The sequence below is a fragment of the Mycobacterium sp. NGS16 genome, from assembly GCF_059813225.1.
In genome coordinates, this window is record NZ_JCALEE010000001.1 from 374,284 (window position 1) to 398,521 (window position 24,238).

The 24,238-nt window shown below is 67.5% G+C and carries 24 protein-coding genes; 15 read left to right on the top strand and 9 right to left on the bottom strand.

What is annotated here, in order from left to right; all coding sequences use genetic code 11:
• Window positions 1-6 precede the first annotated feature (6 nt).
• The 11 genes from AC5Y4Q_RS01830 to AC5Y4Q_RS01880 all read left to right on the top strand — a co-directional run bounded on the left by AC5Y4Q_RS01830 (window position 7) and on the right by AC5Y4Q_RS01880 (window position 9,615).
• The gene (locus AC5Y4Q_RS01830; RefSeq protein ID WP_064922568.1) at window positions 7-1,572 is read left to right on the top strand and encodes an AMP-binding protein; all 1,566 of its coding nucleotides are present in this window, start codon (window positions 7-9) and stop codon (window positions 1,570-1,572) included.
• Between the two features lie 35 nt (window positions 1,573-1,607).
• Complete coding sequence (locus AC5Y4Q_RS01835) at window positions 1,608-2,798, top strand: amidohydrolase family protein (protein WP_064922569.1); 1,191 nt, start codon at window positions 1,608-1,610, stop codon at window positions 2,796-2,798.
• Window position 2,799: 1 nt separating this feature from the next.
• Window positions 2,800-4,254, top strand: a complete 1,455-nt coding sequence (locus AC5Y4Q_RS01840) for a FadD3 family acyl-CoA ligase (protein WP_499957727.1) — start codon at window positions 2,800-2,802, stop codon at window positions 4,252-4,254.
• 6 nt (window positions 4,255-4,260) lie between these two features.
• Window positions 4,261-4,437 carry a (2Fe-2S)-binding protein gene (locus AC5Y4Q_RS01845; RefSeq protein WP_064922570.1) on the top strand — a complete coding sequence of 59 codons (177 nt, stop codon included), beginning with the start codon at window positions 4,261-4,263 and terminating at the stop codon, window positions 4,435-4,437.
• An 88-nt stretch (window positions 4,438-4,525) separates the two neighbouring features.
• On the top strand, window positions 4,526-5,140 hold the full coding sequence (locus AC5Y4Q_RS01850; protein WP_064922571.1) for a TetR/AcrR family transcriptional regulator: 615 nt from the start codon (window positions 4,526-4,528) through the stop codon (window positions 5,138-5,140).
• A gap of 78 nt (window positions 5,141-5,218) precedes the next feature.
• On the top strand, window positions 5,219-5,917 hold the full coding sequence (locus AC5Y4Q_RS01855; RefSeq protein WP_064922572.1) for a hypothetical protein: 699 nt from the start codon (window positions 5,219-5,221) through the stop codon (window positions 5,915-5,917).
• A gap of 140 nt (window positions 5,918-6,057) precedes the next feature.
• Entirely contained in the window at window positions 6,058-7,566 is a 1,509-nt protein-coding gene (locus AC5Y4Q_RS01860; protein ID WP_064922573.1) for a nitric oxide reductase activation protein NorD, read from the top strand.
• Between the two features lie 16 nt (window positions 7,567-7,582).
• A complete protein-coding gene (locus AC5Y4Q_RS01865; protein WP_064922574.1) occupies window positions 7,583-8,377 on the top strand; it encodes a CbbQ/NirQ/NorQ/GpvN family protein in 795 nt (264 codons plus the stop codon).
• 15 nt (window positions 8,378-8,392) lie between these two features.
• The gene (locus tag AC5Y4Q_RS01870) at window positions 8,393-8,521 is read left to right on the top strand and encodes a hypothetical protein (protein WP_267887754.1); all 129 of its coding nucleotides are present in this window, start codon (window positions 8,393-8,395) and stop codon (window positions 8,519-8,521) included.
• A gap of 86 nt (window positions 8,522-8,607) precedes the next feature.
• Window positions 8,608-9,213, top strand: coding sequence for a hypothetical protein (locus AC5Y4Q_RS01875; protein WP_234786543.1), 606 nt, complete (start codon window positions 8,608-8,610; stop codon window positions 9,211-9,213).
• 15 nt (window positions 9,214-9,228) lie between these two features.
• Window positions 9,229-9,615 carry a hypothetical protein gene (locus AC5Y4Q_RS01880; protein ID WP_064922576.1) on the top strand — a complete coding sequence of 129 codons (387 nt, stop codon included), beginning with the start codon at window positions 9,229-9,231 and terminating at the stop codon, window positions 9,613-9,615.
• Window positions 9,616-9,618: 3 nt separating this feature from the next.
• Here the strand turns inward: AC5Y4Q_RS01880 and AC5Y4Q_RS01885 are convergent, their stop codons facing one another.
• A complete protein-coding gene (locus tag AC5Y4Q_RS01885; RefSeq protein ID WP_064922577.1) occupies window positions 9,619-10,440 on the bottom strand; it encodes a mycofactocin-coupled SDR family oxidoreductase in 822 nt (273 codons plus the stop codon).
• A gap of 22 nt (window positions 10,441-10,462) precedes the next feature.
• Entirely contained in the window at window positions 10,463-11,626 is a 1,164-nt protein-coding gene (locus AC5Y4Q_RS01890) for an acyl-CoA dehydrogenase family protein (protein WP_064922578.1), read from the bottom strand.
• A gap of 99 nt (window positions 11,627-11,725) precedes the next feature.
• Between AC5Y4Q_RS01890 and fabG the strand changes: the two genes are divergently transcribed.
• From fabG to AC5Y4Q_RS01910, 4 genes are read left to right on the top strand one after another with little or no spacing between them, the layout of a single operon-like run.
• Complete coding sequence (gene fabG, locus AC5Y4Q_RS01895; protein ID WP_499957731.1) at window positions 11,726-12,472, top strand: 3-oxoacyl-ACP reductase FabG; 747 nt, start codon at window positions 11,726-11,728, stop codon at window positions 12,470-12,472.
• Window positions 12,469-13,689, top strand: coding sequence for an acetyl-CoA C-acetyltransferase (locus AC5Y4Q_RS01900; RefSeq protein WP_499957733.1), 1,221 nt, complete (start codon window positions 12,469-12,471; stop codon window positions 13,687-13,689). The genes fabG and AC5Y4Q_RS01900 overlap by 4 nt, the downstream gene beginning before the upstream one ends.
• Window positions 13,686-14,879, top strand: a complete 1,194-nt coding sequence (locus AC5Y4Q_RS01905) for an acyl-CoA dehydrogenase family protein (protein ID WP_064922580.1) — start codon at window positions 13,686-13,688, stop codon at window positions 14,877-14,879. Before AC5Y4Q_RS01900 ends, AC5Y4Q_RS01905 begins: the two co-directional genes overlap by 4 nt.
• Window positions 14,880-14,882: 3 nt before the next feature.
• Complete coding sequence (locus AC5Y4Q_RS01910) at window positions 14,883-15,569, top strand: GntR family transcriptional regulator (RefSeq protein ID WP_064922581.1); 687 nt, start codon at window positions 14,883-14,885, stop codon at window positions 15,567-15,569.
• 167 nt (window positions 15,570-15,736) lie between these two features.
• Here AC5Y4Q_RS01910 and AC5Y4Q_RS01915 read toward each other — a convergent pair whose 3' ends face one another.
• The 7 genes from AC5Y4Q_RS01915 to AC5Y4Q_RS01945 all read right to left on the bottom strand — a co-directional run bounded on the left by AC5Y4Q_RS01915 (window position 15,737) and on the right by AC5Y4Q_RS01945 (window position 24,187).
• Window positions 15,737-17,125: an HNH endonuclease signature motif containing protein gene (locus AC5Y4Q_RS01915; protein ID WP_064922582.1), complete on the bottom strand. Its 1,389-nt coding sequence runs from the start codon at window positions 17,123-17,125 to the stop codon at window positions 15,737-15,739.
• A 115-nt stretch (window positions 17,126-17,240) separates the two neighbouring features.
• A complete protein-coding gene (locus tag AC5Y4Q_RS01920) occupies window positions 17,241-18,767 on the bottom strand; it encodes a class I adenylate-forming enzyme family protein (protein ID WP_064922583.1) in 1,527 nt (508 codons plus the stop codon).
• Entirely contained in the window at window positions 18,760-20,292 is a 1,533-nt protein-coding gene (locus AC5Y4Q_RS01925) for a class I adenylate-forming enzyme family protein (protein ID WP_064922584.1), read from the bottom strand. Before AC5Y4Q_RS01925 ends, AC5Y4Q_RS01920 begins: the two co-directional genes overlap by 8 nt.
• On the bottom strand, window positions 20,282-21,742 hold the full coding sequence (locus AC5Y4Q_RS01930) for a class I adenylate-forming enzyme family protein (protein ID WP_064922585.1): 1,461 nt from the start codon (window positions 21,740-21,742) through the stop codon (window positions 20,282-20,284). The genes AC5Y4Q_RS01925 and AC5Y4Q_RS01930 overlap by 11 nt, the downstream gene beginning before the upstream one ends.
• The gene (locus tag AC5Y4Q_RS01935; protein ID WP_064922586.1) at window positions 21,742-22,533 is read right to left on the bottom strand and encodes an enoyl-CoA hydratase/isomerase family protein; all 792 of its coding nucleotides are present in this window, start codon (window positions 22,531-22,533) and stop codon (window positions 21,742-21,744) included. The genes AC5Y4Q_RS01930 and AC5Y4Q_RS01935 overlap by 1 nt, the downstream gene beginning before the upstream one ends.
• Complete coding sequence (locus AC5Y4Q_RS01940) at window positions 22,530-23,336, bottom strand: enoyl-CoA hydratase/isomerase family protein (RefSeq protein WP_064922587.1); 807 nt, start codon at window positions 23,334-23,336, stop codon at window positions 22,530-22,532. The genes AC5Y4Q_RS01935 and AC5Y4Q_RS01940 overlap by 4 nt, the downstream gene beginning before the upstream one ends.
• A 17-nt stretch (window positions 23,337-23,353) precedes the next feature.
• Window positions 23,354-24,187, bottom strand: coding sequence for an enoyl-CoA hydratase/isomerase family protein (locus AC5Y4Q_RS01945; protein WP_082952683.1), 834 nt, complete (start codon window positions 24,185-24,187; stop codon window positions 23,354-23,356).
• Window positions 24,188-24,238: the final 51 nt, after the last annotated feature.

Here is a 24,238-nt window from a genome sequence, read left to right on the forward strand (position 1 = left end):
GGCGTCATGCGAAAGATTCCGGACGACTTGGCGCGGCGCTACGAGGCCAACGGCTGGTGGACCCAAGAGACCCTCGGTGACCTGCTCACTTCGTGTCTCGCCGCAACGCCGGACGGCCGATTCGAGGTGCACTCGGCGGTCCGCCCATGGCTCGGCACCTTCGGTGAGGTGGAGCGCACCGCGCGCCGCTTGGCGGCCGGGCTATCTGCCCGCGGCGTCGGCCCCGGTGACGTGGTGGCGTTTCAGCTGCCCAACTGGATGGAGGCCGCCGCGACCTTCTGGGCGGCGGCTTTCCTGGGGGCGGTGGTGGTGCCGATCGTGCACTTCTACGGGCCCAAGGAAGTGGGCTACATCCTGGCTGCCAGCAAGCCGCAGGTGTTCATCAGCGCCGATGAGTTCGGGCGGATGAGGTTTGCGCCCGAACTCGTGGGCGATGTTCCGATAGTGGGGATAGTGGGCGCGCCCGTCACCGGACCGAACTTCGAGGATCTGCTGGCCGCCGAGCCGATGGCCGGGACGCTCGCCACCGATCCGGGCGCACCGGCGCTGATCGCCTACACCTCCGGAACGACGCGAAACCCCAAGGGAGTCATCCATTCTCACCAGACGCTGTGCTTCGAGACGCGCCAGCTGCTCGCCAATTACCCCAAAGACCGGGGCCGGCAGCTGACCGCAACCCCGGTCGGGCACTTCATCGGCATGCTGGGAGCGTTTCTGATCCCGGTACTGGAGGGCGCGCCGATCGACCTCGCCGATACGTGGGATCCTGCGGCGGTGCTGGCCTTGATGGCCGATGAGGGCGTGTCGATCGGCGGCGGGCCACCGTATTTCGTCACCAGCCTGCTCGACCATCCGGATTTCACCGCCGAACACCTGCGCCATATCCGCCACGTCGGCTTGGGCGGATCGACGGTGCCCGCCGCGGTCACCCGCCGGTTGGCGGATCTGGGGATCTTCGTCTTCCGGTCCTACGGCAGCACCGAACACCCGTCGATCACCGGTTCACGGCCGGACGCCCCGGAGGACAAGCGACTGTTCACCGACGGCGACGCGCGGCCCGGTGTGGAGATCCGGTTGGCCGCCGACGGCGAGATCCTGAGCCGCGGCCCGGACCTGTGCCTTGGCTACACCGACGACGCCTTGACCGAGGCGGCGTTCGACGCCGACGGCTGGTATCACACCGGCGACGTCGGTGTGCTCGATGCCGACGGCTATCTGACCATCACCGACCGCAAGGCCGACGTGATCATCCGCGGCGGCGAGAACATCAGCGCCGTCGAGGTCGAAGAGGTGCTGTTGGCACTGCCGGCCGTCGCCGAGGCGGTAGTGGTCGCGGTGCCCGACGCCCGACTGGGAGAGCGGGCTGCGGCGGTCGTTCGCCTCAGACCCGGGTGCGCATTGCCGACCATGCCGGAGCTGCGGGCCCATTTCGAGCGCACCGGCGTGGCGCCGCAGAAATGGCCCGAGGAGCTGCACGAGGTCGGCGATTTCCCGCGCACCGCCAGCGGCAAGGTGCAGAAGTACGTGGTGCGCCAGCACCTGGCCGACAAGGTTGCACCGACACGCTTGTGAGAATATGATTCTCACAAGCTGAAAAGGAGCATTTCATGGGTCAACTGTCACACCGCGTCGAGATTCCTTTCCCGTTGTTCGACGCCGACAACCACCTGTATGAGCCGCCGGAGGCGATGACCAAGTACTTGCCCAAGGAGTACAAGGACATCGTCCAGTACGTGGAGATCAACGGGCGCACCAAAATCGCCATCCGCGGCCAGATCAGCGAGTACATCCCCAATCCCACCTTCTCGGTGGTGGCCAAGCCGGGCGCCTGGGAGGAGTACTTCAAATTCGGCAACCCCGAGGGCAAGAGCAAGCGTGAGCTGTTCGGCGAGCCGATGAAGTCGATTCCGGCGTTCTTCGAGCCGGGGCCGCGCCTGGAGCTGATGGATGAGCTCGGCGTCGACCGCTCGCTGATGTTCCCGACCCTGGCCAGCCTGATCGAGGAGCGGTTGCGCGACGACCCGGTCGCGATCCACGTCATCATCCACTCGCTCAACCAGTGGCTGGACGAGGTCTGGGGCTTCAACTACAAGAACCGGATCTTCACCACGCCGGTGATCACCCTGCCCATCGTCGAGAAGGCCATCGAGGAGCTGGACTGGGTGGTCAAGCGCGGCGCTCGCGCGATCTTGATCCGCCCGGCGCCGGTGCCCGGTTTCCGTGGGCCGCGGTCCTTCGCGCTGCCCGAGTTCGACCCGTTCTGGGAGAAGTGCGTCGAGTACGACGTCTTCGTGGGCATGCACTCGTCCGACAGCGGCTACTCGCGTTACACCTCCGAGTGGGACGGTGCCGCCCAGGAGATGCTGCCGTTCCAGACCAACGCCATGGCGATCCTCAACGAGTGGCGCCCGATCCAGGACGCGGTGGCCTCCTGGGTGATTCACGGTGCGCTGTTCCGGCACCCGAAGCTCAAGGTGGGCATCGTCGAGGCCGGCTCGAAGTGGATGTTCCCGCTGTTGGACTCCATGGCCGAGGTGTACAAGAAGGCGCCGGAAGCCTTCGTGGGCAACCCCATGGAGGAGATCAAGAACCGCATCTACGTCAGCCCGTTCTACGAAGAGGGCATCGACGACCTGATCAACCTGATCGGTGTGGACCAGGTGCTCTACGGCTCCGACTGGCCGCACCCGGAGGGTCTTGCCGAACCGACCCACTATGTGACGGCGCTGCAGCACCTTCCGGTCGAAGACCAGGCCAAGATCATGGGCGGCAACCTCGGTCGCCTCGTCACCGTTTAGGGTGACCCGCTGGCAGACCATTCCCGAGATGGTCTTGAGCGTCGGCGATCGCTTCGGAGATGCCGAAGCGATCGCCGACGGTCCGTTACGGCTCACCTTCGCGCAGCTGGCTGACCGGATCTTGTGCGCCGCAGGAGCCTTCGCCGATGCCGGTATCGGCAGAGGTGACCGGGCGGCGATCTGGGCGCCCAACTCGGCGGAGTGGATCATCGCGGCTTTCGGGCTGCTGACCGCCGGGGGAGTACTGGTCCCGGTCAACACCCGATTCAAGGCGGCCGAGGCAGACGACGTCATCCGGCGCAGTGGAGCCAAGCTAGTGCTGGTCGAAAAGGGTTTCCTGGGACTGGATTTCACTGCGCCGCCCGGCATTCCGGTGATCGACCTCAAATCAGGCTTCCTGGGTTCCGGTTCGCCCATGCAGCGCACGGTCGACGGTGATGATATCGCCGACATCATCTTCACCTCGGGTACGACCGGCCGGCCCAAGGGCGTGATGATGAGCCATCGGCAGAATCTGCGGCTCTACGCCGAATGGTGCGACCTAGCCGATCTGCGGGAGGGCGACCGCTATCTCATGGTCAATCCGTTCTTCCACACCTTCGGCTACAAGGCCGGCTGCATCGCCGCGTGCATCCGGGGAGCCACGATGTTTCCGGTCCGCGTCTTCGACGTCGATGCCGTGCTGGAACTCATTGAAACCGAACGCATCACCATGCTTCCGGGACCGCCGACGCTGTATCAGTCGCTGTTGGACGCGCCGTCGGAGCGTGACCTGTCATCGTTGCGCGCGGCGGTCACCGGCGCCGCGGACATCCCGGTGGATCTGGTGCGCCGGATCCGCAGCGAATTGCCGTTCCAGTCCATCATGACCGGCTACGGGCTCACCGAAGCCGGCACGGTGACGGCCTCGCGCCGCGGTGACTCATTCGAGGACATCGCGACCACGGCCGGTCTGGCCTGCCAGGACATCGAGTTGCAAATCGCCGATGATGGCGAGGTCTTGGTGCGCGGTTACAACGTGATGGCCGGCTACCTCGATGACCCGCAGGCGACCGCCGAGGCGATCGACGCGCAGGGATGGCTGCACACCGGGGACGTCGGCACACTGGACTGCGCCGGTCGGCTGCGGATCGTCGGACGCAAGAAGGACATGTTCATCGTCGGCGGCTTCAACGCCTATCCCGCCGAGATCGAGGGCTTCTTGCTGGAACATCCCGCCGTGGCACAGGTCGCGGTGATCGGCGTGCCCGATGAGCGCCTCGGCCAGGTGGGCAAGGCGTTCGTGGTCAAAGACCCCGCCCACGCGCACACGTCCGAATCGGAGCTGATCGCTTGGTGCCGAGACCGGATGGCCGGCTTCAAGGCCCCGCGGTTCGTGTCGTTCGTGGACCGCTTGCCGCTGAACGCCACCGGCAAGGTGGACAAGGCCCGACTGGGGACCGCGCCCGGGGCGTGAGGCGTCATGTACGTCTGCCTGTGTGCCGGGGTGACCAGTCAGCAGGTGATCGACGCCGTCGAGGACGGCGCCTCGAGCACCAAGCTGGTCGGCGAACGCACCGGTGCGGGCACCGTCTGCGGACGCTGCAAGAACAACATTCGCGCGCTGATCACGCGGACACCGACCGGTCCTCGTTACTGACTTAAGTCATCGCAGTCCGGATGCCTGCGCACAGGCGGTACTGTCATGGCCGGCGGATGGTCACGGCAGGCAGCAAGAGGGATCAGGCATGGCGGTAGCGAGCAAGTCGGGCAAGATGACGGCGCGCGAAGCCAAGCGCCTGCAGACGCGCGAGCGCCTGTTGGGCGCGGCAACCGCTGAGTTCAAGCGAACCGGGATGGCTCAGGCCGACGTCGGTGCGATCGTCGCCGCCGCCGGCGTGGCGCACGGCACATTCTTCTTCCACTTTCCCACCAAGGAGCATGTGCTGCTCGAGCTCGAGCGCCGTGAAGAAGAACGGATAGCCAAGCAGTTCCGCAGGTATCTCACCACGCGTCACGAGCTCTCGGAGGATCTGGCCGAAGCGGCGCGCATGGTGATGGACTTGGAAACCCGCCTGGGTGAGGCGTTGTTCCGGGATTTTCTGGCCTTGCATTTCTCGCCGACCCGACCCTCAGCGGAGGGCGGGGAACACCACCCGCTGATCGTGCTGGTCGCCGAGCGGATCGAGGGCGCGCGGGAGCGCGGCGAGGTCGACGACGACGTCGTCGCCATGAACAGTGCGGTGTTCTTCCTGCTCGGCCTGTACGCACTGTTGATCACCACCCACGACTGGCCGACCCGGCCGGAGCTGGTCAACGACTACCTGACCCGGACGATGCGGGGCTTGCGGGCCGCACGCTGATCCCAAAAAGTCATTGACTTCAGTCAGTGAGGTGCCTACCGTCATAGGCGGTTCTCGGCACGATAAGGGAGATGGCGATTGGCTATCGCAGCGCAGCATCCGCACGACGGGCTCGGCCTCGACGAGCATCTGGAACTGTCTCGGGCCGCCCAGCGTCGCGCCGACCGGTGGCTCATCTCCGGCGGCATGCTCATCGGCACGGCGGCCGCCGGGGTGTTCGGCCTGCCGCTATTCCTGCGCGGGATCTGGCTGCTGCGGCGGGCACAGCATGACGGGCTGACGGTACGGCCGATGCTGGTCACCCTGCTGGGCTATCTGGTCATCATCGATGCCGCGATCAATGCCGTGGGCTGGGCGCTGGATCTGGTGGGCCATCACACCCTGCTGGCGCGAGTGCTGCTCAACGGGTGGGGCGCGATGTTCGACGCCGGATACTTCTGGCACTTCAACGAGCTATGGGTCGGCGGTGCGGCCGGCCCCGGTGAGAAGGGCTGGGAGGTGGGCCTCATCTTCACCGTGTTCACCATGCGGATCGCGGCGGCGATCGGTTTCTTGCAGATGAAGCGGTGGGGTCATCAGTGGATGGTGGTGACCTGCTGGATGGGCGTGGTGATCTGGATCGGCTACGTGTTCAACATGACGATGTACGCCGATGTGCGCTATGCCGGCGTGGTGTTCCCGGTGATCGGCTGGTGGATCTACGACATCTTCTACATCACACCGTTTTTGGCCATCCCGTATCTGCACACCGTCAACCGCGAAATCTTCTCGGATTGACCAACGATAGGACGATCGGATGACTTGGCTCTGGGAGATTCTGCGCTACGTCGCCGCGTGGGGCGGCACCTGTTTGATCATCGCGTTCTGGTACTGGATGTTCTCCAGCATCGGAACGTTCTGAGCGGGCTCAAGGCGCCATGCACCCGTTGGAGCTGGAGAGCAGCTGCGCACTGACGGCGATCGCATTGAGCGATCGGCGCCGCGAGGGCGCACGGCTGATCACCGGGGCCGAACGCGGATTCGGCGTGAGCGCGACGTTGTCCACCGTCGAGGTGCCGCACCCGGGAGAAGCGGGCTGGACCCGCCGGACGCTGACTTGCGGTGTGGCACTGCAATGCTCACCCTCCAAGGAGCGCCTCGCCGGCTACCGGCTGGCCGACCTGTCGGCCCGCGAACTGCGGGCCCTGACCTACGTAGAGGCCCAGGTGGCACTGGGGTGGGTGGCCGACCGGTGGCCCGGTCTGATGACCGAGATGCAGCGGGTGCTGGGGGATCTTGATCCGGCGGACCCCGACCTGGCGGCGTCCGAGATGTTCGATCGCGCTATCGAATTGGCGCGGTCCCGGCGGAAGCTGGACTGGCACCCCTTGGTGGGAACGTTGCCGCGGGGTTGGACGGCGCCGGAAACTCTCGCCGACTCGGTGCGCCGACTGGGGCGGATGCCGTGGTCGAGCACCCAGAAGCGCCGGCCGCGAGCCTATTCCGTTCCGGTCGGCGGTGACGGCGGGGTGCGCAACCCCAATCTGCCGCCGCCGAGCCGACCGGACGACGACGATCGCCACACCAGCGCCGAGCGGCGGCCGGGCATCCCGTACCCGGAATGGAATATGCACAGCGGCAGCTTCCTGCCCGGGCACGTCGCCGTCGTCGAGCACGCCTGGGTCGCGCGCCGCCGCGAACCCGCCGCCGCCCGGCCGGATCTGCGGAAGTGGTTCGAACAGCACACCCTTCGGGCGATGACCAACGGCCTGCCGGACGGATCCGCCCTCGACGTCGACGCCTACGTCAGCTATCACCTCGACGCGCTGACCGGCGAAGCCGACGAACCGCGGATCTTCCGCGAATTGCTTCCCGCGGGCCGCGACGTCACGACCGCGCTGCTGCTCGACGCGAGCTCATCGCTGGGCGTGCACGGTGGTCGGCTCTTCCGCCTGGAACTGGCCTGCGCGGACGCTTTGTCGGCGGCGATGACGCGCGCACGTCAGCGGCACGGGGTCTTCGCGTTCACCGGCAACACCCGCCACCACGTGGCCGTGCACTGCCTCAAGGACTTCCCCGACCGACGGTTCGTGGCCCCCAGCGACCTCGGTCTGCCGACCGGCGGCTACACCCGCCTGGGCGCGCCGCTGCGTCACCTGACCAGCCGGCTGGTCGCGCAACCGTCCGGGCGGCGGCTGCTGATCGTGATCGGCGACGGACTGATGTCCGACGAAGGCTACGAAGGCCGCTACGCCTGGGCGGATGTGGCGCACGCGGTCGAAGAGGCCAACGAGGCCGGCGTCCACGTCTACTACGTCGGCGTCGGGCCGGTCCGCGTCGATCCCCTGCCGGAGGTGTTCGGAGCGCGCTGCTCCCAGCGCATCCGGCGCATCGAGGACCTTCCCCGAGTGCTGGCCCACGTACACCGCGAGCTGGTCGCCGCATGACCGGACGGAGGCACCGATGACAAGCGATATCTATCTGGCCAACGGCAACGAAGTGCAGCTGTTCGAGCGGGCCTACCGCAGGCGCATGCCGGTGATGCTCACCGGGCCGACGGGGTGCGGCAAGACCCGGCTGGTCGAGCACATGGGTGTGTTGTTGGGGCGTCCGGTGGTCACCATCAGCTGCCACGACGACCTGACCAGCTCGGACCTGGTCGGCCGTTTCATGGTCGCCGGCGGTGACGTGGTGTGGACCGATGGACCGCTGACCAAAGCGGTCAAGACGGGCGCGATCTGCTACCTCGACGAAGTCGTCGAGGCGCGGCACGACTCGTTGGCCATCCTGCATTCGCTGACCGATCACCGGCGCTGTCTGTACCTGGACCGCGCGGGCGAAGTGGTCACCGCCCCCGACAGCTTCATGCTGGTCTGTTCCTACAACCCGGCCTACCGGAGTTCGCTCAAGGACCTCAAGCCGTCCTTTCGGCAGCGCTTCGTCACGCTCGCGATGGACTACTTGCCGGCTCAGCGCGAAGCTCAGGTGATCGTCGCCGAGACCGGCGTCGACGCAGCGGTCGCCGACCGGCTCGTCGCTTGCGCCACATCACTGCGCACCGCCGACCACGCTTTCCACTTCGAGCCGCCGTCCACCCGCGCGCTGGTCACTGCGGCGCAGCTGGTCGCCGACGGAGCCGGCGAGATGGAGGCCGCCGAAGCGTGCATCCTGGCGCCGCTGAGCACCGACGGCGGGATCCACGACGGGCTGCGTGAGGTCGCGGCCAGCCTGTTCGCTCCGCCGAAAAATCCGCTCTAGGAAGGGAAGTCGTCCATGGACTCACAAGAGCAGAAACGCAAGAGAGCGCTGATCGCCTTCCAGGTCTTCATCTACGGCTATCTGCTCATCATGTTCGGCATTCAGCTGTACATGTCCTTCGCTCGCGGTTGGTGGCTGTTGTGACTGCGAGCGGTTCCACCGCGGAGTTCCTCGGCCTCGAGGAGCATCAGGAGCAATCCCGGGCCGCCCAGTGGCGCGCCGACCGCTGGATGATCGCCGGTGCCGCGCTGATGGGCATGTGGGTGCCCGGCATCATCGGGCTGCCGATCTTCCTGCGTGGCGTCTGGCTACAGCGGCACGCACTGCACGCCGGCTTGGCCGTCCGGCCGATGATCGTCACCTTGATCGGCTACCTGGTGCTCATCGACGGTGCGCTCAACAGCCTCGGCTGGGCACTGGATCTGGTTGCCAACCACACCCTGATCAACCGGGTGTTGATGGTCGGCTGGGGCGCGATGTTCGACGCCGGATACTTCTGGCACTACAACGAACTGTGGATCGGCGGCTCCGCGGGCCCCGGCGAGAAGGCCTGGGTGGCCGGCCTGATCCTGACCGTGTTCGCGATGCGCTGCGCCGCGGCGATCGGCTTTTTGCAGATGAAGCGGTGGGGTCATCAGTGGATGGTGGTGACCTGCTGGATGGGCGTGGTGATCTGGATCGGCTACGTGTTCAACATGACGATGTACGCCGATGTGCGCTATGCCGGCGTGGTGTTCCCGGTGATCGGCTGGTGGATCTACGACATCTTCTACATCACACCGTTTTTGGCCATCCCGTATCTGCACACCGTCAACCGCGAAATCTTCTCCGACTGACTAAGGAGCACAACGATGGACAGTGCCGTCACCGATCAGCTGCCCCCGGGCACCACGCCGTACTACGCGCGGATGCACAAGTGGATCAAGCGCGCCACGCTGGTGTGCCTGGTGGCATTGGTCATCGAGGGGGCCTTCACCCTGCCGTTCATGGCGGTCTACTACGGCTACCCGACGTTGAGCCTCACCCAGATCTGCAGTGAACTGCTCAAGACCCGCTTCTCCGATGACACCCTGGAGTGCAAGTTCCCCTACCCGCCGTTGGGTCCGCCCGAAGGCGCCGAGGGCAAGGACACCGCGCAGGACGAGTGGGGGATTCAGCCGGTGCCCAAGTACCACCGGCTGGGTTTCCGTGAACTGGTGCGCATTCACGACGAGCGGCTTGCCCGCGACGCGAAATAGGCCTCAGTACTGGGTGCAGCCCTGATCGACCGGAACCGCGGCGGCGGTGACATTGCGCGAGTCATCGCTGGCCAGCCAGCACACCGTCCCGGCGATGTCCTCGGGTTCGGCCACCCAGATGGGCAGGAACGGCGTGAGCATGTTTGACAACTGCGGATTGGTCTCCATGGCCTGACCCAGCGCGCTGACCATGTCGCCGGTGCCCATGTCGGTGTTGACCGGGCCGGGATGCACGCTGTTGACCCGGATCCCGTGCTTGCCCAGTTCGGCGGCGAACGCGCGGGCCATCCCGGTGACGGCATGCTTGCTGGCCGTGTAGTGCACCATGAACGGCTGCATCTTGATGCCGGCCGCGGAGCTGATCAAGATGATCGAGCCGCCGCGGCCCCCGTCGATGATCTGCTGCGCGCCGGCCATCACGGTGTTCCAGGTGCCTGTCACATTGATGTCCAGGACATCGCGAAAGTCCGCCGGGGTGATCGCATCCCAGGCCTGCGGGGCAGCGACCCCGGCGTTGGCGACGATGATGTCCAGCCGCCCCAGCGTGTTCACCGCGTCGGCGACGGCCTCCCGCAAGCCGTCATAGTCGCGGGTGTCGACGACGGCGGACACGATGCGCCGGCCGCTGCCCTGGACCAGCCGCACCGTTTCGGCCAGGTCCTCAGGCGTCGCCGGGTTGTACGGCACGCAGCCCGGGAGTTTGCCGGCGACGTCGATCGCGATGATGTCGGCGCCCTCGGCAGCCATCCGCACCGCGTGCGCGCGACCCTGGCCACGCGCCGCGCCGGTGATGAACGCGACCTTGCCGGTCAGTCGTCCCGTCATTCCTGTTCCCTCCGTAGATGTTTCACGCTTGGCGTTGCGCCGCTTTGACCAGCCCCGAGCCGATGATCAGCCGCTGGATCTCGCTGGTGCCCTCATACAGGCGCAGCAGCCGGACATCGCGGTAGATGCGCTCGACCGGCACCCCGCGCATATAGCCGGTGCCGCCGTGGATCTGCACCGCCAGATCGGCGACCTTGCCGGCCATCTCGGTGCAGAACAGTTTGGCCGCCGACGGGGCGATCCGCCGATCCTCTTCGGTGACCCACATGCGCGCCGCGTCGCGCACCATGGCCCGGCCGGCCAGCACCCCGGTCTGCTGATCGGCAAGCATTGCTTGCACCAGTTGAAAATTCCCGATCGGGGTACCGCCCTGGGTGGCCGCGGCGGCGTAGGCCACCGACTCGTCGAGGGCACGCTGCGCGGCGCCCACCGCCAGGGCGGCGATATGTACCCGGCCACGCGCCAGCGAGGTCAGTGCCGCCCGGTAGCCGAGGTCTTCACTGCCCCCGACCAGCGCCGCGTCGGAAACGCGCACCCCGGTGAAACCGACATCGGCAGTCCAGGCGCCCTCTTGACCCATCTTGGCGTCCTTGGCCCCGACTTCGACGCCGGCGGCGTCGGCGGGAACCAGGAAGACCGCGATACCGGCGCCCTGGTCGTCGGCCGGCCGGGTGCGCGCGAAGACGATGAACAGATTGGCTGTCGGCGCGTTGGTGATGAACCGCTTCTGGCCGGTGATCACCCAGTGCGAACCGTCGCGGACCGCCTTGGTGAGCAGCCCGGCCGGGTTGGAGCCGGCACCGGGCTCGGTGAGCGCGAAGGAGGCGACGACGTCACCGGTGGCGATCGGTGCCAGCCACCGCGATTTCTGTTCCTCGGTGCCGAACCCGACCAAGACCTGACCGGCGATGCCGTTATTGGTGCCGAACATCGAGCGCACCGCCAGCGAGGTGTAGCCCAACTCCATGGCCAGCTCGACGTCCTGACGCAGATCCAGCCCCAGCCCGCCCCACTGCTGCGGGATGGCGTAGCCGAACAGGCCCATGGTCTTGGCCCGCTCGCGCAGGTCGTCGGGGACCCGGTCGTCGGCGAGGATCTCGGCCTCGCGCGGTACCACGGACGTGCGGACGAAATGGCGGGTCTGGGCCAGGATTTCGGCGAAATCCTCGTCGCTGACTTCACTCATCGACGCCGCTTCTCCTCTACCTCCGACACGGAACGACCGGTTGCCGCCGACGATCATATATGAAATATGATGCTCGAAACATCTCAGAGAAGGCGGGTGATGTCAGTGTCCTTGCTGACCGGTCAAACGGCGGTCGTCACCGGCGGCGCCCAGGGGCTGGGTTTCGCCATCGCGCAGCGATTCATCGCCGAAGGCGCCCGGGTGGTGCTCGGTGACGTGAACCTGGCGGCCACCGAGGAGGCCGTCGCCCAGTTGGGTGGATCCGATGTGGCCCGGGCGGTGCGCTGCGATGTCACCAGCTCCGCCGAGGTCGACGCGTTGGTGGCCGCCGCGGTGGAGACGTTCGGCGGGTTGGACATCATGGTGAACAACGCGGGCATCACCCGCGACGCCACCATGCGCAAAATGACCGAAGAGCAGTTCGATCAGGTCATCTCCGTACACCTCAAGGGCGCCTGGAACGGGCTGCGTGCGGCGGCGGCGATCATGCGCGAGCAGAAGCGCGGCGCGATCGTCAACATGTCCTCGATCTCCGGCAAGGTCGGCATGGTGGGCCAGACGAATTACTCGGCGGCCAAAGCCGGCATCGTCGGCATGACCAAGGCCGCCAGCAAGGAGCTGGCGTACCTGGGCGTGCGGGTGAACGCGATCCAGCCCGGCCTGATCCGCTCGGCGATGACCGAGGCGATGCCGCAACGCATCTGGGATTCCAAGGTGGCCGAGGTGCCCTTGGGCCGGGCCGGTGAGCCCGAGGAGGTCGCCAGCGTCGCGCTGTTTTTGGCCTCGGACCTGTCGTCGTATATGACCGGAACGGTGCTGGAAGTGACCGGCGGCAGGCACCTGTGAGTGCCCGGGAAGCGGTGATCTGCGAACCGGTCCGTACTCCGATCGGTCGCTACGGCGGGATGTTCGCCTCGCTGACCGCCGTCGAGCTCGGGGTCGCCGCGCTGAAGGGTCTCCTGGACCGTACCGGGCTGCCCGCCGACGACATCGACGACGTAGTGCTGGGGCACTGCTATCCCAGCAGTGAGGCGCCGGCCATCGGACGGGTCGTCGCGTTGGATTCCGGTCTGCCGGTAACGGTTCCGGGTATGCAGGTCGACCGCCGCTGCGGTTCGGGATTGCAAGCGGTGCTGCAGGCTTGCCTCCAGGTCCGCAGCGGCGACTGCGAGGTGGTGATTGCCGGCGGCGCCGAGAGCATGAGCAACGTGCCGTTCTACTCCACCGACATGCGCTGGGGCGGGGCCCGCGGCGGTATCCGGGTGCACGACGGGCTTGCTCGCGGCCGCACGACCGCGGGCGGCCGGCACCACCCGGTGCCGGGCGGCATGCTCGAGACCGCCGAGAACCTGCGCCGGGAGTACGGCATCTCTCGCGAGGACCAAGACGAGTTGGCGGTGACCTCGCACCGGCGCGCCGTGGCCGCTCAGCGGGCCGGCGTGCTCGCCGAGGAGATCATCGCTGTCACCGTGCGCACCCGCGCCGGCCAGGAACGCATCGACACCGATGAGCACCCGCGGGCCGACACCTCGGTGGAGTCGCTGAGCAAGCTCAAACCCGTTCTCGGCAAGGAGGATCCAGAGGCCACTGTCACGGCCGGCAACTCCAGCGGCCAGAACGACGCCGCGTCGATGTGCGTGGTGACCACGCGGGAGAAGGCCGAGCAGCTGGGCCTGACACCGTTGGTGCGGCTGGTGTCGTGGGGCGTTGCCGGAGTCCCGCCGAACATCATGGGTATCGGTCCGGTGCCGGCCACCGACGTCGCTCTACAGAAGGCCGGGCTTCGTCTGGCCGACATCGACCTCATCGAACTCAACGAGGCGTTCGCCGCCCAGGCGCTGGCCGTGATGGCCGAGTGGAAATTCGGCGACGCCGACCGGGACCGGACCAACGTGCATGGTTCCGGGATCTCGCTGGGGCATCCGGTCGGCGCCACCGGCGGGCGGATGCTGGCCACGCTGGCCCGCGAGCTCAACCGGCGCGGTGCCCGCTACGGGCTGGAAACGATGTGCATCGGCGGCGGTCAGGGGCTGGCCGCAATCTTCGAAAGGGTCGGCCCATGACACGACTCGCCCAAACCCTGGGCCTCACCGAGTTCCAGACCGAAATCCTGGCCACTGTCCGCCGATTCGTCGACAAGGAAGTCATTCCGGCGGCGGCCGAGTTGGAGCGCACCGACACCTATCCGCAGGCCATCGTCGACGCGATGCGCGAGATGGGCCTGTTCGGGCTGATGATCCCCGAGGAATACGGCGGACTCGGCGAATCACTGCTCACCTACGCGCTCTGCGTCGAGGAGCTGGCTCGCGGCTGGATGAGTGTCTCCGGCGTGCTGAACACCCATTTCATCGTCGCCTACATGCTGCGCCAGCACGGCACCGTCGAGCAGAAACAGCGCTTCCTGCCGCGGATGGCCACCGGCGAGACCCGGGGCGCGTTCTCCATGTCCGAGCCCGAATTGGGTTCGGATGTCGCGGCGATCCGCACCCGTGCCACCCGGGAGGCCGACGGCGGATACACCATCAACGGCCAGAAGATGTGGCTGACCAACGGCGGTAGCTCCACCCTGATCGCGGTGCTGGTGCGCACCGAAGAGGGAGCCGAGCGAGCACATCGGAACCTGACCGCCTTCCTGGTGGAAAAGCCGGTCGGCTTCGGCGAAGTCCTGCCGGGACTTGTGATCCCGGGAAAGATCGACAAACTCGGCTACAAGGGCATCGACACCACCGAGCTGATCTTCGACGGGTACGCTGCCGCCGCCGACGACGTCCTGGGTGGGGTGCCGGGGCAGGGTTTTTTCCAGATGATGGATGGCATCGAAGTCGGCCGGGTCAATGTGTCGGCGCGGGCGTGCGGGGTGGGCATCCGGGCGTTCGAGCTTGCGGTGCGCTACGCCCAGCAGCGCGAGACCTTCGGTAAGCCGATCGCCGAGCACCAGGCGATCGCCTTCGAGCTCGCCGAGATGGCCACCAAAGTCGAAGCGGCACACCTGATGATGGTCAATGCGGCCCGGCTCAAGGATTCCGGGGAGCGCAACGACGTCGCCGCCGGGATGGCCAAGTACCTCGCCAGCGAATTCTGCGCGGAGGTCACCCAGCAGAGTTTCCGGATTCACGGCGGCTACGGCTACTCCAAGGAGTACGAGATCGAACGGCTGATGCGCGACGCCCCGTTCCTGCTCATCGGTGAGGGCACCAGTGAGATCCAGAAGCAGATCATCAGCAAGCGGCTGCTTGCCGACTACCGGGTCTGACAAGTGAGTGCCCCCGACTTCCCGGCGCGGTCACAGCTCTCCGAGGAGGTGGCCCGTTTCGTCCGCAAGCGGATCTTCAACGGGGACTATGCCGCCGGGGAGTACGTGCGGCTGGACCAACTGGCGGCCGAGCTGGGTGTCAGCGTGACGCCGGTGCGTGAGGCGCTGTTCGGGCTGCGCGCCGAAGGGTTGCTCGACCAGCAGCCGCACCGCGGCTTCGTGGTGCTTCCGGTGACCCGGCGCGATATCACCGATGTCTCCGATGTCCAGGCGCACATCGGCGGTGAGCTCGCGGCGCGGGCGGCGGCCAATATCACCGATGACCAGTTGCGCGAGCTCGAAGAGATCCAGGACCAACTCGAGTCCGCCTACGCCGGTGATGACGAAGCGGCCGCGGTCCGGCTCAACCACGAGTTCCATCGCGCCATCAACGTCGCGGCCGACTCACCCAAACTCGCTCAGCTGATGTACCAGATCACCCGCTACGCACCAGAATCGGTGTTTCCCACGGTCGCGGGGTGGCCGGCGAAGTCGATCCGGCACCACCGCGCGGTGTTGGCGGCACTGGCCAAGCGGGATGAGCAGCTGGCGCGCGCCGCGATGGCTGACCACCTGGCCGCCGGGGCGGCGCCGATGATCGATCACCTCGTCGAACGCGGTGTGGTGGATCAAGACCGCCCGGTGTCGTAAGTTGCTATGCCCAGCTCGGTCATGCCGACAGTAGGTATTGGTGACCGGATGCGGCGACGACGGTGTCATCGGCCAGTCGGGCGGCCGACGCACAATGCACCGCACCGTAGCCTCGCAGTGACAGTCCGTACGCGAGATCCGCGGAACGGCTGACCATCTCGGCGCCGCTAGGGAACTCCGTCGGGGTCGTTGAGGAGTTCCTCGGGGTGGTGGGCGTGGTTGATCTCAGGTGGGCCACTACCGTCGCTCCATGCGAGGCGTCCGTTATGGGGCGTGGTGGTATAGCGGCCGTTGGTTTCGCCGGCGTGATCGTGAGGGCACGCGAACCAGAGGGCGTCGGCATCGGTGCGTCCACCACCGGCCCAGCCGGGACAATGGTGTACCTCGCAGCGGTACCCCGGTTGGGTGCAGTTCGGTCTCGTGCAGCCCCGATCTCGTGCGTGGCAGATGATGCGGTGGTCGGCGGTGGCGATACGTTTGCTGCGTCCCAGGTACAGCGGGCGGTTGGAGTGGTCATCGAACACCGCAAGGTAGTGAATCGAGTTGGCGGCCATACGGATGAGGTCACGCATGGGCAGCCGAGAGCCGCCGCCGGTACGTGCCGCCGCCGGCATGGCGACGGAGAGGTCCTTGGTGGCGTGGACCGCTTGGTCGAGTTCGGTCAGGGTGGTGGAGACGATGACGGTGACGGGGGTACCGCGGTGGGTGCCCAGCTTTTCGGATTCGATGGCGTGGCGCAGTGCGATCTTGAGGGCGTCGTGAGCGCGCTGGCCTTCGTTGCGCAGGTCCGGTGTGTCGGCGTCGGGTAGGTGGTGCCCCGGCCGCACAGCGGCAATGACGGCTTCGAGGTAGGCCCGGGTTTCGGGGTCGATGCAGCCCGAAACGCGACTCATGCCATCGTGCTGTTGGGGACCCAGACTCAGGGTGCGCCGCCGTGCGCGGTCGACGTCGCTGTAGTGGCCGAGGCGTTCGGCGATGGTGTCGGCGATGCTGCGCCCGACGGCGGCCACGAACGGGGAGTCCTGGCGGCGGGCGTTGGCGACCAAGAGGTGTTCGGCCTGTTCGTGGTCCGCGCTGGTGGCCTTGGCAGGTAGGTGGTCGAGGGCTTTGGTGATGGTGGTGATGTGGTCTTCACCGAGCTCACCGTTCTCGATGGCGGCGGCCAGTTCGGGTAGGGCGGGTGGCAGAGTGGGGCCGGTGAGGCTGCGGCGGCGCCGAATGCGCGCGGCGAGGGCGAAGCGGCGCCGGACTTCGCCGCGCGTGATCCGTAACCGCTGCCGAAGGGCATCACGGGCGCTGGTGTGCGGTGGCAGTTCGGCTTCGCCCAAGCTGTCGATAGGTTGCTCGATCTCTCCGAACATGCGGTAGGACAAGCCGCGGTTGACCCGGTGCTGGGTTTCCAGCCGTTCGGCGACCTCGATACGAAACGCATTGCCCACCATGTCGGTGTCGGCGGCCCGCATCCGCGCGTAAGCGGCATCGACGAGGTCCAGATCAGCGCGGACAGCGGCACGCGCGGCCTCCTGCGGGAGCAAGACCTCATCGCTGATCGACATGACGTCACGCTATCGAACAGATGAGCGATAGGACCTCCATCCGCGGGTCAATTGTGGATAGACCGGCAATTGGGGATAACCGCGAACCGGGCCGGTGCCCGATGGGGGCTCGCGCTCACCTGGGCGTTTCGGCAGTTGATTCGGTCAGCATCTCCCGCAGGCGGGCCTTGTCGATCTTGCCGGTCGGCCCGCGCGGAACGTCCTCGGGACCCGAGACCAACAGCCACACCGATGGCACCTTGAACGGGCTCAGGAGTTCACTGGCCTTCGCGCGCAACTGCTCGACGGTCAGCGCATCGCAGGCCACGGCCGCCCCCACCCGGTCCCGGTCGCCGTCGGACACGTTGGTCACGAAGGCGGCCTCGACACCGTCGATGGCCCGTAGTGCCTTCTCCACCTCACTCGGGTACACGGTGGCGCCGCTGACCTTGAACATGTCGTCGGATCGGCCGTGGTAGAACAGGAATCCGTCGTCGTCGAGGCGGCCCAGATCGCCGGTGGGGTAGAAGCCGTCGACGGTGAAGGTGTCTTCGCGGCTGCGGCGGCAGATGCCGCGCAGGATGTGCGGTCCGCGCAGTTGGATCGTCCCGATCGCCCCGGGCGGCACCGGCACACCGGTCTCGGGGTCGACAATCCGAACCTCCATGCCGGCGAACGGCTTTCCGCAGCTACCCCAGGCCGATGGTGGCATGTCGGTGTCGGCCGGGTAGCCGCAGTACGGGCCGAACGACTCGGTCATCCCGAACAGGTTGGCCCGCGCCCCGGGTGCGGAGCGCAACTCCGGAGCAAGCAGTGCCTCCAGGCTTCCGGGCCGCAGCGCCGACAGATCGGCGCCGCCGCGGTGGCGGGCCAGTGCCTCAGCCTGATCGGGCCAGCCCCGAAACAGCGTCACCCGTTCGGTTTCCAGCAGCCGCAACGTGGTGTCCGGTTTTGGGATCGGTTCGGTGACCAGCGTCGCCCCGGCCAGCAGCGCCGACAGCACACCGCCGCCGAAACCGCCGACCCAGAAGAACGGCATCGGCAGATACAGCCGGGTGTCGGCGTTGATGCAACGGGCCGCCAGCCCGGCGCGGACGGCGCCCAAGGCGCTGCCGTGCGAATGCAGTACGCCCTTCGGCGGGCCGCTGCTGCCGGAGGTGAACATGATCACCAGCGGGTCGCTGGGCGTGACGGCTGCGGCCAGTGCGTCGACGATCCGTGCCGGATCGGCCTCGGGCGTGGTCGACGCCAACCGGTCAGCGGTCCAGAGGCGTTGCAGCGCAGGCAGTTCGGCTTGCGCTGCCTCGAGGCCGTCGAGGTAACGGCGCCGGCGGAATTCCTCCACACTGACCAGGAATTGCACCGCGGCGACGCGAAGCTGCGCGGTCAGCTCGGGTGCGGTCAACAGCGTGCTCAGCGGAACCAGCACCGCTCCGATGCGGGTCAGCGCGATGGCGGTCCGCACCCAGTCGACGCCGTTGGGCATGATCAGCCCGACCCGGGTGCCCTTGCCGACGCCGGCCGCCACCAAGACCGCCGCCAGGTCGCGTGAGGACGCGTCGAGGTCGGCGTAGCCGATCCGGTCGACGGGATCGATCACCGCAGGCTTGTCCCGGAAGGCGGCCGCGCGGGCGCGGACCAGGGCGTCGACGGTGTCAGACATCGGAGCTCCGCGAAAACAGCTGCGCCAGCCGGTGCCGGTCAACCTTGCCGCTGGACAACAGCGGGACCTCGGCGGCCGGCATCGTGGCGAACAGGCGGGGGATCTTGTACACCGACAGCTGCGCTTTCAGCCGTTCGCGCAGCGATTGTTCGTCGATCTCGGTGTCGCACTCGAGGACGGCGGCCACCAGCTGTCCGCGGTCGGCGTCGGGGATAGCGACCACGTGGGCGACGGTGCCGCCGGTCACCTTCGCGATGGCGCGTTCCACCTCGGCCGGTGACACAGTGGCACCGGCGGTCTTGATCAGCGCGTCCCGCCGGCCCAGGTAGTAGTAGAAGCCGTCTGCGTCCACGCGGACCAGGTCCCCGGTGTGTAACCAGCCGTCGGCGTCGAAGGACTCCTCCTGGCTGCGCTTGTGGTAGCGCTGCATCAGGTAGCGCCCGCGCACCAACAACTCACCGGCCTCGACGCGGCACTCGAACCCGGGCGCCGGTCGGCCGTAGCTGCCGCGCCGGTGCTCGGGCTGGTCGGTGTCGTCCTCGCTGAGCAGCACCGGGCCGCCGGTCTCGGTCGACCCCAGCATGTTGTGCCGCAGCTCCGGGTCGGTGGGACGGGTCTCGGGTGCCATGAGCGGGTACAGGTTGCCGCGGCGCAGTGACGACAGGTCCCGACGGGCCATACTGGGATGCTGCGCCAACGCAGAAATCCCGCTGACGAAACCATTGGTCACGGTGGGCTTTTCAACCTCCAGCAGATCCAGCGTGGCGCCGGGGTCGGTGGCGTTGGAGCACAGCAGCGTCGATCCGGCCAGCATGGTGGCCAGCAGTGCGAAGGCGAAGCCCCCGATCCAGAAGAACGGTGAATTGCAGAACAAGATGTCGGATGCGGTGAGCCGGCGGAGCTCGTTGAGGTTGCGTTGGTGGCCGAGCAGACCGGCATGGGTATGTATCACCCCCTTGGGCGCGCCGGACGACCCGGAGGTGTAGACGATGGCCAGCGGATCGCTGCCGTCGACATCGGTTTCGAGGGCTTTCAGCGTGGCCGGAACGTCAATGCCGACCGCATCGGCGTCGAACGCCACGTGGCGCAGCTGCGGGGTATGGGCGCTGAACAACGGTGCCGCGCCGGCGATGTCGGCGTCGGAGAGCGCTTCGCTGAGGCGCCGGCGATAGTCGTGGGACCGGTACGTTTCGGCGGCCAGCAGGATCTGCACATCGCTGTGGGCCAGTTGGCGGCGCAGCTCCGGCGCGGTGGCGAAGGTGGGGAACGGCACCACCACCGCGCCGATGCGGGCTGCCGCAAACATGCCTACCACGAAGGCCGCACCGTTGGGATACAACAGCCCGACATGGGTGCCCCTGCCGGCCCCGAGCGCAATGAGGTGTCCGGCCAAGACCGCGGAGCGCTGCTCGGCGTCGGCGTAGCTGATCCGCTCGGTGTCGCAGATCAGCAGGGGGTGAGGGCCGCGCGAACGGGCCTGGGCGGCCAGGACTTCCGGCAGAGTGTCGAGCGCGTCAGCGGCCATGCTGTCCTGGCGCTCCGATCAGGGCCCGCACCGCGCCCAGGTCGGCCTTGCCCGAGGGCGTTCGTGGGAGGTCGTCGACGATGGCGATGTCGGTGGGAATCTCGTAGCGCGCCAGGCGGGTGCTCAGGAAATCGACCAGTGTCTCGGCGTCGGTGGCAGCACCGGCCCGCAGCTCGACTGCGGCGACGGGGGTCTGGCCCAGGCGGTCATCCGCACGCCCCACCACGGCAGCACCTCTGACCGCCGGATGGGCCTCGAGTGCGGCCCGGACGTCGTCGGGCATCACTTTGAACCCGCCGCGGATGATGGCCTGATCCGCCCGGCCCAGGATCCACAGGAAGCCGTCGGCGTCGATGCGCGCCAGGTCAGTGGTGCGCATCCAGGCCGTGTCGGGACCGAGCTGACCCGGCTTGACCTCGAGCAGGCCAGGCTCATCGGGTCTCAGCGGAACACCGTCGTCGCCGACCACCCGCAGTTGCGCCCCCAGGCTGGCCCGGCCGACGCTGCCGCGCTTGTCCCGCCAGAACCGCCGGTAGTCCACGAGCGTCCACCCGGCCACTCCGCCCCCGAATTCGGTTGCCGCGTACGAGGTGAGTACCGGGATGCCGAACTTCTCGGTGAACGCATCGGCGTCGTCGGCCGACAGCGGTGCGGTACCCGAGGTGACCGCACGGATGCTGGACAGGTCCTCGCGGCCCAGCGTCGAGTGCAGCACCATCCGCAGCGCCGCGGGCACCAGGGACACCGCACGCGGCCGATACTTGCGCACCGCATCGGCCCAGCGGTCCAGCTCGAAGCGGTCCAGCAGCACGAAGGATCTCGCCTCGGCGACACTCTGCAGCACCCGGAACACCCCGCCGATGTGCACCAGCGGTGCGTTCACGATCGCGATACCGCGCCGCAGCTCGGCCGGTGCCGGGCCGAGCACGCTGTGCGCCAGCATGTCGTAGCTCAGGTCGACGCGCTTGGGCGGTCCGGTGGTGCCGCTGGTGAGCATCCACACCGCCACGCCGGGACGGCTGGGTTCCGAGCCGGCTTGCAGGCCGGGGATTGCGGCCGGGGCCACCTGGGGTTCGGCATCGAGGTCGGAGATGGCCACCGTCGTGGTGTGCGGTGCGGCCGTGACCAGCGCGGCCAGATCGTCGGGCTCGCCGATAATCAGCGGCAGTTTCAGTGCGGCGATGTCCGCACGGGTGCGGTCATCCCCGCGCGCGGGATTGATGACCACCACGCACCCCCCGCCCAGCAGCACCCCGAGCAGCGCGCCCAGGTGCGGGGGACGGTTGCGCAGCAGGATCCCGACCTTGCCGCCGCAGGTCAATTCCGCGATGCGCCGGGCCATGACGCCGACCTGCGCCCAGGAAAACCACTGGCCGGCGTACTCGACCGCCGGCGCGTCGGGCTGCAGGGCGAGCACCGCGGCGATCCGTGCGCTGAGCGGGTGCGCCATCAGCGGATCCGCGGTTCGGTCACCGGGCGGGGTGAGCGCGCGTCGAGCTCGGCCTTGCCGAGGGGATTGCCCAGCCGAGTGTAGATCAGGCCCTGGTCCAAGGCGGCGCGGTAGGGCTTGTCCAATGACTCCCAGACGGCCTTGACCGTGCCCTGGGTCGCCGACGGCGGCTTTGCCGCAATGGTGGCCGCGATCTCATGTGCGCGCGCCCAAAGGTGTTCGGGCGCTGTCACTTCCGAGACCAGTCCGATGCGCAGCGCGGTGTCGGCGCTGACTCGCTCGTCGTTGCCCATCAGCGCAATCCGCAGGGTCTCGCCCAACCCGATGCGGCGCATCAACCCGATCGGCTCCAGCGCGCAGACCAGCCCGGCCGAGACGTGGGAGTCGAAGAACGTTGCGCTCTGCGAGCAGATCACCACGTCGGATTCGTTGACGAAGTAGAACGCGCCCGCGGTGCACATGCCCTGCACCGCGCAGACCACCGGCTTGAACATCTTCTGCCACTTGGGACTGAGCGCCTCACCGGGATCCTCGTGATTCCAGACGTTGTCGGGCTGCCCGTAGGAGGCCTTGATGTCCAGTCCGGCGCTGAAGGCCCGGTCACCGGCGGAACGCAGCACGACGGCGTTGACGTCGGTGTCGAGTTTGACGATGCGCCACGCGGCGACCATCTCCTCGCACATGGTGCGGTTGAAGGCGTTGAGCCGATCCGGCCGGTTCAGCGTGATCGTGGCGACGCGATCGGTGCGATCGACGTCGAGCAGGATGGTCTCGAAATTCAGCGGTTTCATCGGCACTGCCACTCCGGTGCGCGCTTCTCGACGAACGCTTTGGGGCCCTCCAGCGAGTCCTCGGTGTGCAGGTTGCGTTCCCGAAACGATTCGGCGAGCATCTCGGCCTCGTGCAGCGGCAGGTCGAGGCCCTTGAGGATCGCCAGCCGGGTGCCGCGCACCGCCAGCGGCGCATTGGAGTTGAGGACGCCGGCGATCTCGTGCGCGCGCTCCAGCAGGCGGTCGTGCTCGACCACCTCGCTGATCATCCCGAGCTGGTAGGCACGCTGGGCGTCCATCCGCTCGTGTTTGCCCATCATCGCCATGCGCAGCGCGACCGACCGGGGCAGCACTCGGGCTAACCGCACTACCTCACGGCCGGCGACCAGCCCGATCGAGACGTGCGGGTCGAAGAAGGTGGCATGCTCGGAGGCGATGACGATGTCACCGGTGGTCACCCAGTCCAGGCCTGCGCCGCAACATATTCCGTTGATCGCGGCCAAGACCGGCTTGGCCATCGTCCGAAATGGCGGCGTGCCCTCCTGCGGGGCCTCCCACTGCTCGTAGGTGGACAGGTACGGCCGCTCGTTGACCACCTTGCCGTCACCGGGGATCGCCTTGACGTCGGCGCCGGTGCAGAACGCCCGCCCGGTCCCGGTCACGATCAGCAGCCACACCCGGTCGTCGTTCTCGGCCTCGGCGTAGGCGGCCCGCAGCTCGGTGACCATGTGCGGGCTCAGCGCGTTGAGCGCCTCGGGGCGGTTCAGCGTGATCGTCGCGGTGTGCCCGTCGAGCTCATAGGTGATGGTGTCGAACGTCGGCATAGCCGATTCCCTTCTGTTCAGCGGCCGGTGAAATCCGGCGGACGCCGCTGGGTGAACGCGGCCAGTCCCTCTTTGAAATCCGCGGAGCGGCAGCTGAGTTCAAGGTTGAACAGCTCCTGCGTCATGGCTTGGGGCAGCGTCGCGTGTTGCCCGTAGTGCAGTCCTTGCTTGGTCAGTCCGATCGCGACCGTGGGCCCGTCGGCCAGGCGCGCCAGCAGCTCTTCGGTGATTGAGTCGACCTGCGCGGAATCCACGGCCTGATGGATCAGCCCCCAGTCCTGCGCCATGGCACCGCTGAGCTTCTCGCCGAGCAGCAACATCCGTCTGGCCCGGGCCAGCCCGACCAGGCGCGGCAGCAACCAGGTGGCTCCCGAGTCGGGGCTGAATCCGCGCGCCAGGAACGGTTCCCAGAACACGGCGTCGGTTGCGGCGACGGTGAAATCGGCGGCCAGCGCCAGATTGCAGCCCAGCCCCACCGCCCACCCGCGGACACTGCACACCACCGGCAACTGGATGGTGTGCAGCAGTTCGATCACCCGGTGCGCGGCGTGCGGGATGCGCCGCACCAGGTCACCGGTGCGGGGCCGCGCGCCGGTCGAGTTGGTGGCGACCCAATCGGCTCCCGCGCAGAAGTCGGCACCGGCGCCTTGGATGTGGATTGCGCGCAGGGCATCATCACGGGCCGCTTCGGTCAGGGCGCCGATCAGCGTCTCGGTCATCGGTGGGCTGAGCGCATTCCGGTGATCGGGGCGAACAAGGGTGAGCCGGAGCAGCGCGCCGTCGCGCACCGCCGTCACTGAGCCGTCGGCGCCGGGCCCGGAATCGGGGGACTCGGCCACTGTGGTGTCCACCGCTCAACCGTATATCGTGAGGGCTACAGTAGGCTATACGATTGCGCGATT

Bases quoted from the DNA above. Each gene is read 5' to 3' on its own strand.
- AC5Y4Q_RS01830 (WP_064922568.1), top strand. From the start codon at position 7: ATGCGAAAGATTCCGGACGACTTGGCGCGGCGCTACGAGGCCAACGGC.
- AC5Y4Q_RS01835 (WP_064922569.1), top strand. From the start codon at position 1,608: ATGGGTCAACTGTCACACCGCGTCGAGATTCCTTTCCCGTTGTTCGAC.
- AC5Y4Q_RS01845 (WP_064922570.1), top strand. From the start codon at position 4,261: ATGTACGTCTGCCTGTGTGCCGGGGTGACCAGTCAGCAGGTGATCGAC.
- AC5Y4Q_RS01850 (WP_064922571.1), top strand. From the start codon at position 4,526: ATGGCGGTAGCGAGCAAGTCGGGCAAGATGACGGCGCGCGAAGCCAAG.
- AC5Y4Q_RS01860 (WP_064922573.1), top strand. From the start codon at position 6,058: ATGCACCCGTTGGAGCTGGAGAGCAGCTGCGCACTGACGGCGATCGCA.
- AC5Y4Q_RS01865 (WP_064922574.1), top strand. From the start codon at position 7,583: ATGACAAGCGATATCTATCTGGCCAACGGCAACGAAGTGCAGCTGTTC.
- AC5Y4Q_RS01870 (WP_267887754.1), top strand. From the start codon at position 8,393: ATGGACTCACAAGAGCAGAAACGCAAGAGAGCGCTGATCGCCTTCCAG.
- AC5Y4Q_RS01875 (WP_234786543.1), top strand. From the start codon at position 8,608: ATGATCGCCGGTGCCGCGCTGATGGGCATGTGGGTGCCCGGCATCATC.
- AC5Y4Q_RS01880 (WP_064922576.1), top strand. From the start codon at position 9,229: ATGGACAGTGCCGTCACCGATCAGCTGCCCCCGGGCACCACGCCGTAC.
- AC5Y4Q_RS01885 (WP_064922577.1), bottom strand. From the start codon at position 10,440: ATGACGGGACGACTGACCGGCAAGGTCGCGTTCATCACCGGCGCGGCG.
- AC5Y4Q_RS01890 (WP_064922578.1), bottom strand. From the start codon at position 11,626: ATGAGTGAAGTCAGCGACGAGGATTTCGCCGAAATCCTGGCCCAGACC.
- fabG (WP_499957731.1), top strand. From the start codon at position 11,726: ATGTCAGTGTCCTTGCTGACCGGTCAAACGGCGGTCGTCACCGGCGGC.
- AC5Y4Q_RS01905 (WP_064922580.1), top strand. From the start codon at position 13,686: ATGACACGACTCGCCCAAACCCTGGGCCTCACCGAGTTCCAGACCGAA.
- AC5Y4Q_RS01915 (WP_064922582.1), bottom strand. From the start codon at position 17,125: ATGTCGATCAGCGATGAGGTCTTGCTCCCGCAGGAGGCCGCGCGTGCC.
- AC5Y4Q_RS01920 (WP_064922583.1), bottom strand. From the start codon at position 18,767: ATGTCTGACACCGTCGACGCCCTGGTCCGCGCCCGCGCGGCCGCCTTC.
- AC5Y4Q_RS01925 (WP_064922584.1), bottom strand. From the start codon at position 20,292: ATGGCCGCTGACGCGCTCGACACTCTGCCGGAAGTCCTGGCCGCCCAG.
- AC5Y4Q_RS01930 (WP_064922585.1), bottom strand. From the start codon at position 21,742: ATGGCGCACCCGCTCAGCGCACGGATCGCCGCGGTGCTCGCCCTGCAG.
- AC5Y4Q_RS01935 (WP_064922586.1), bottom strand. From the start codon at position 22,533: ATGAAACCGCTGAATTTCGAGACCATCCTGCTCGACGTCGATCGCACC.
- AC5Y4Q_RS01940 (WP_064922587.1), bottom strand. From the start codon at position 23,336: ATGCCGACGTTCGACACCATCACCTATGAGCTCGACGGGCACACCGCG.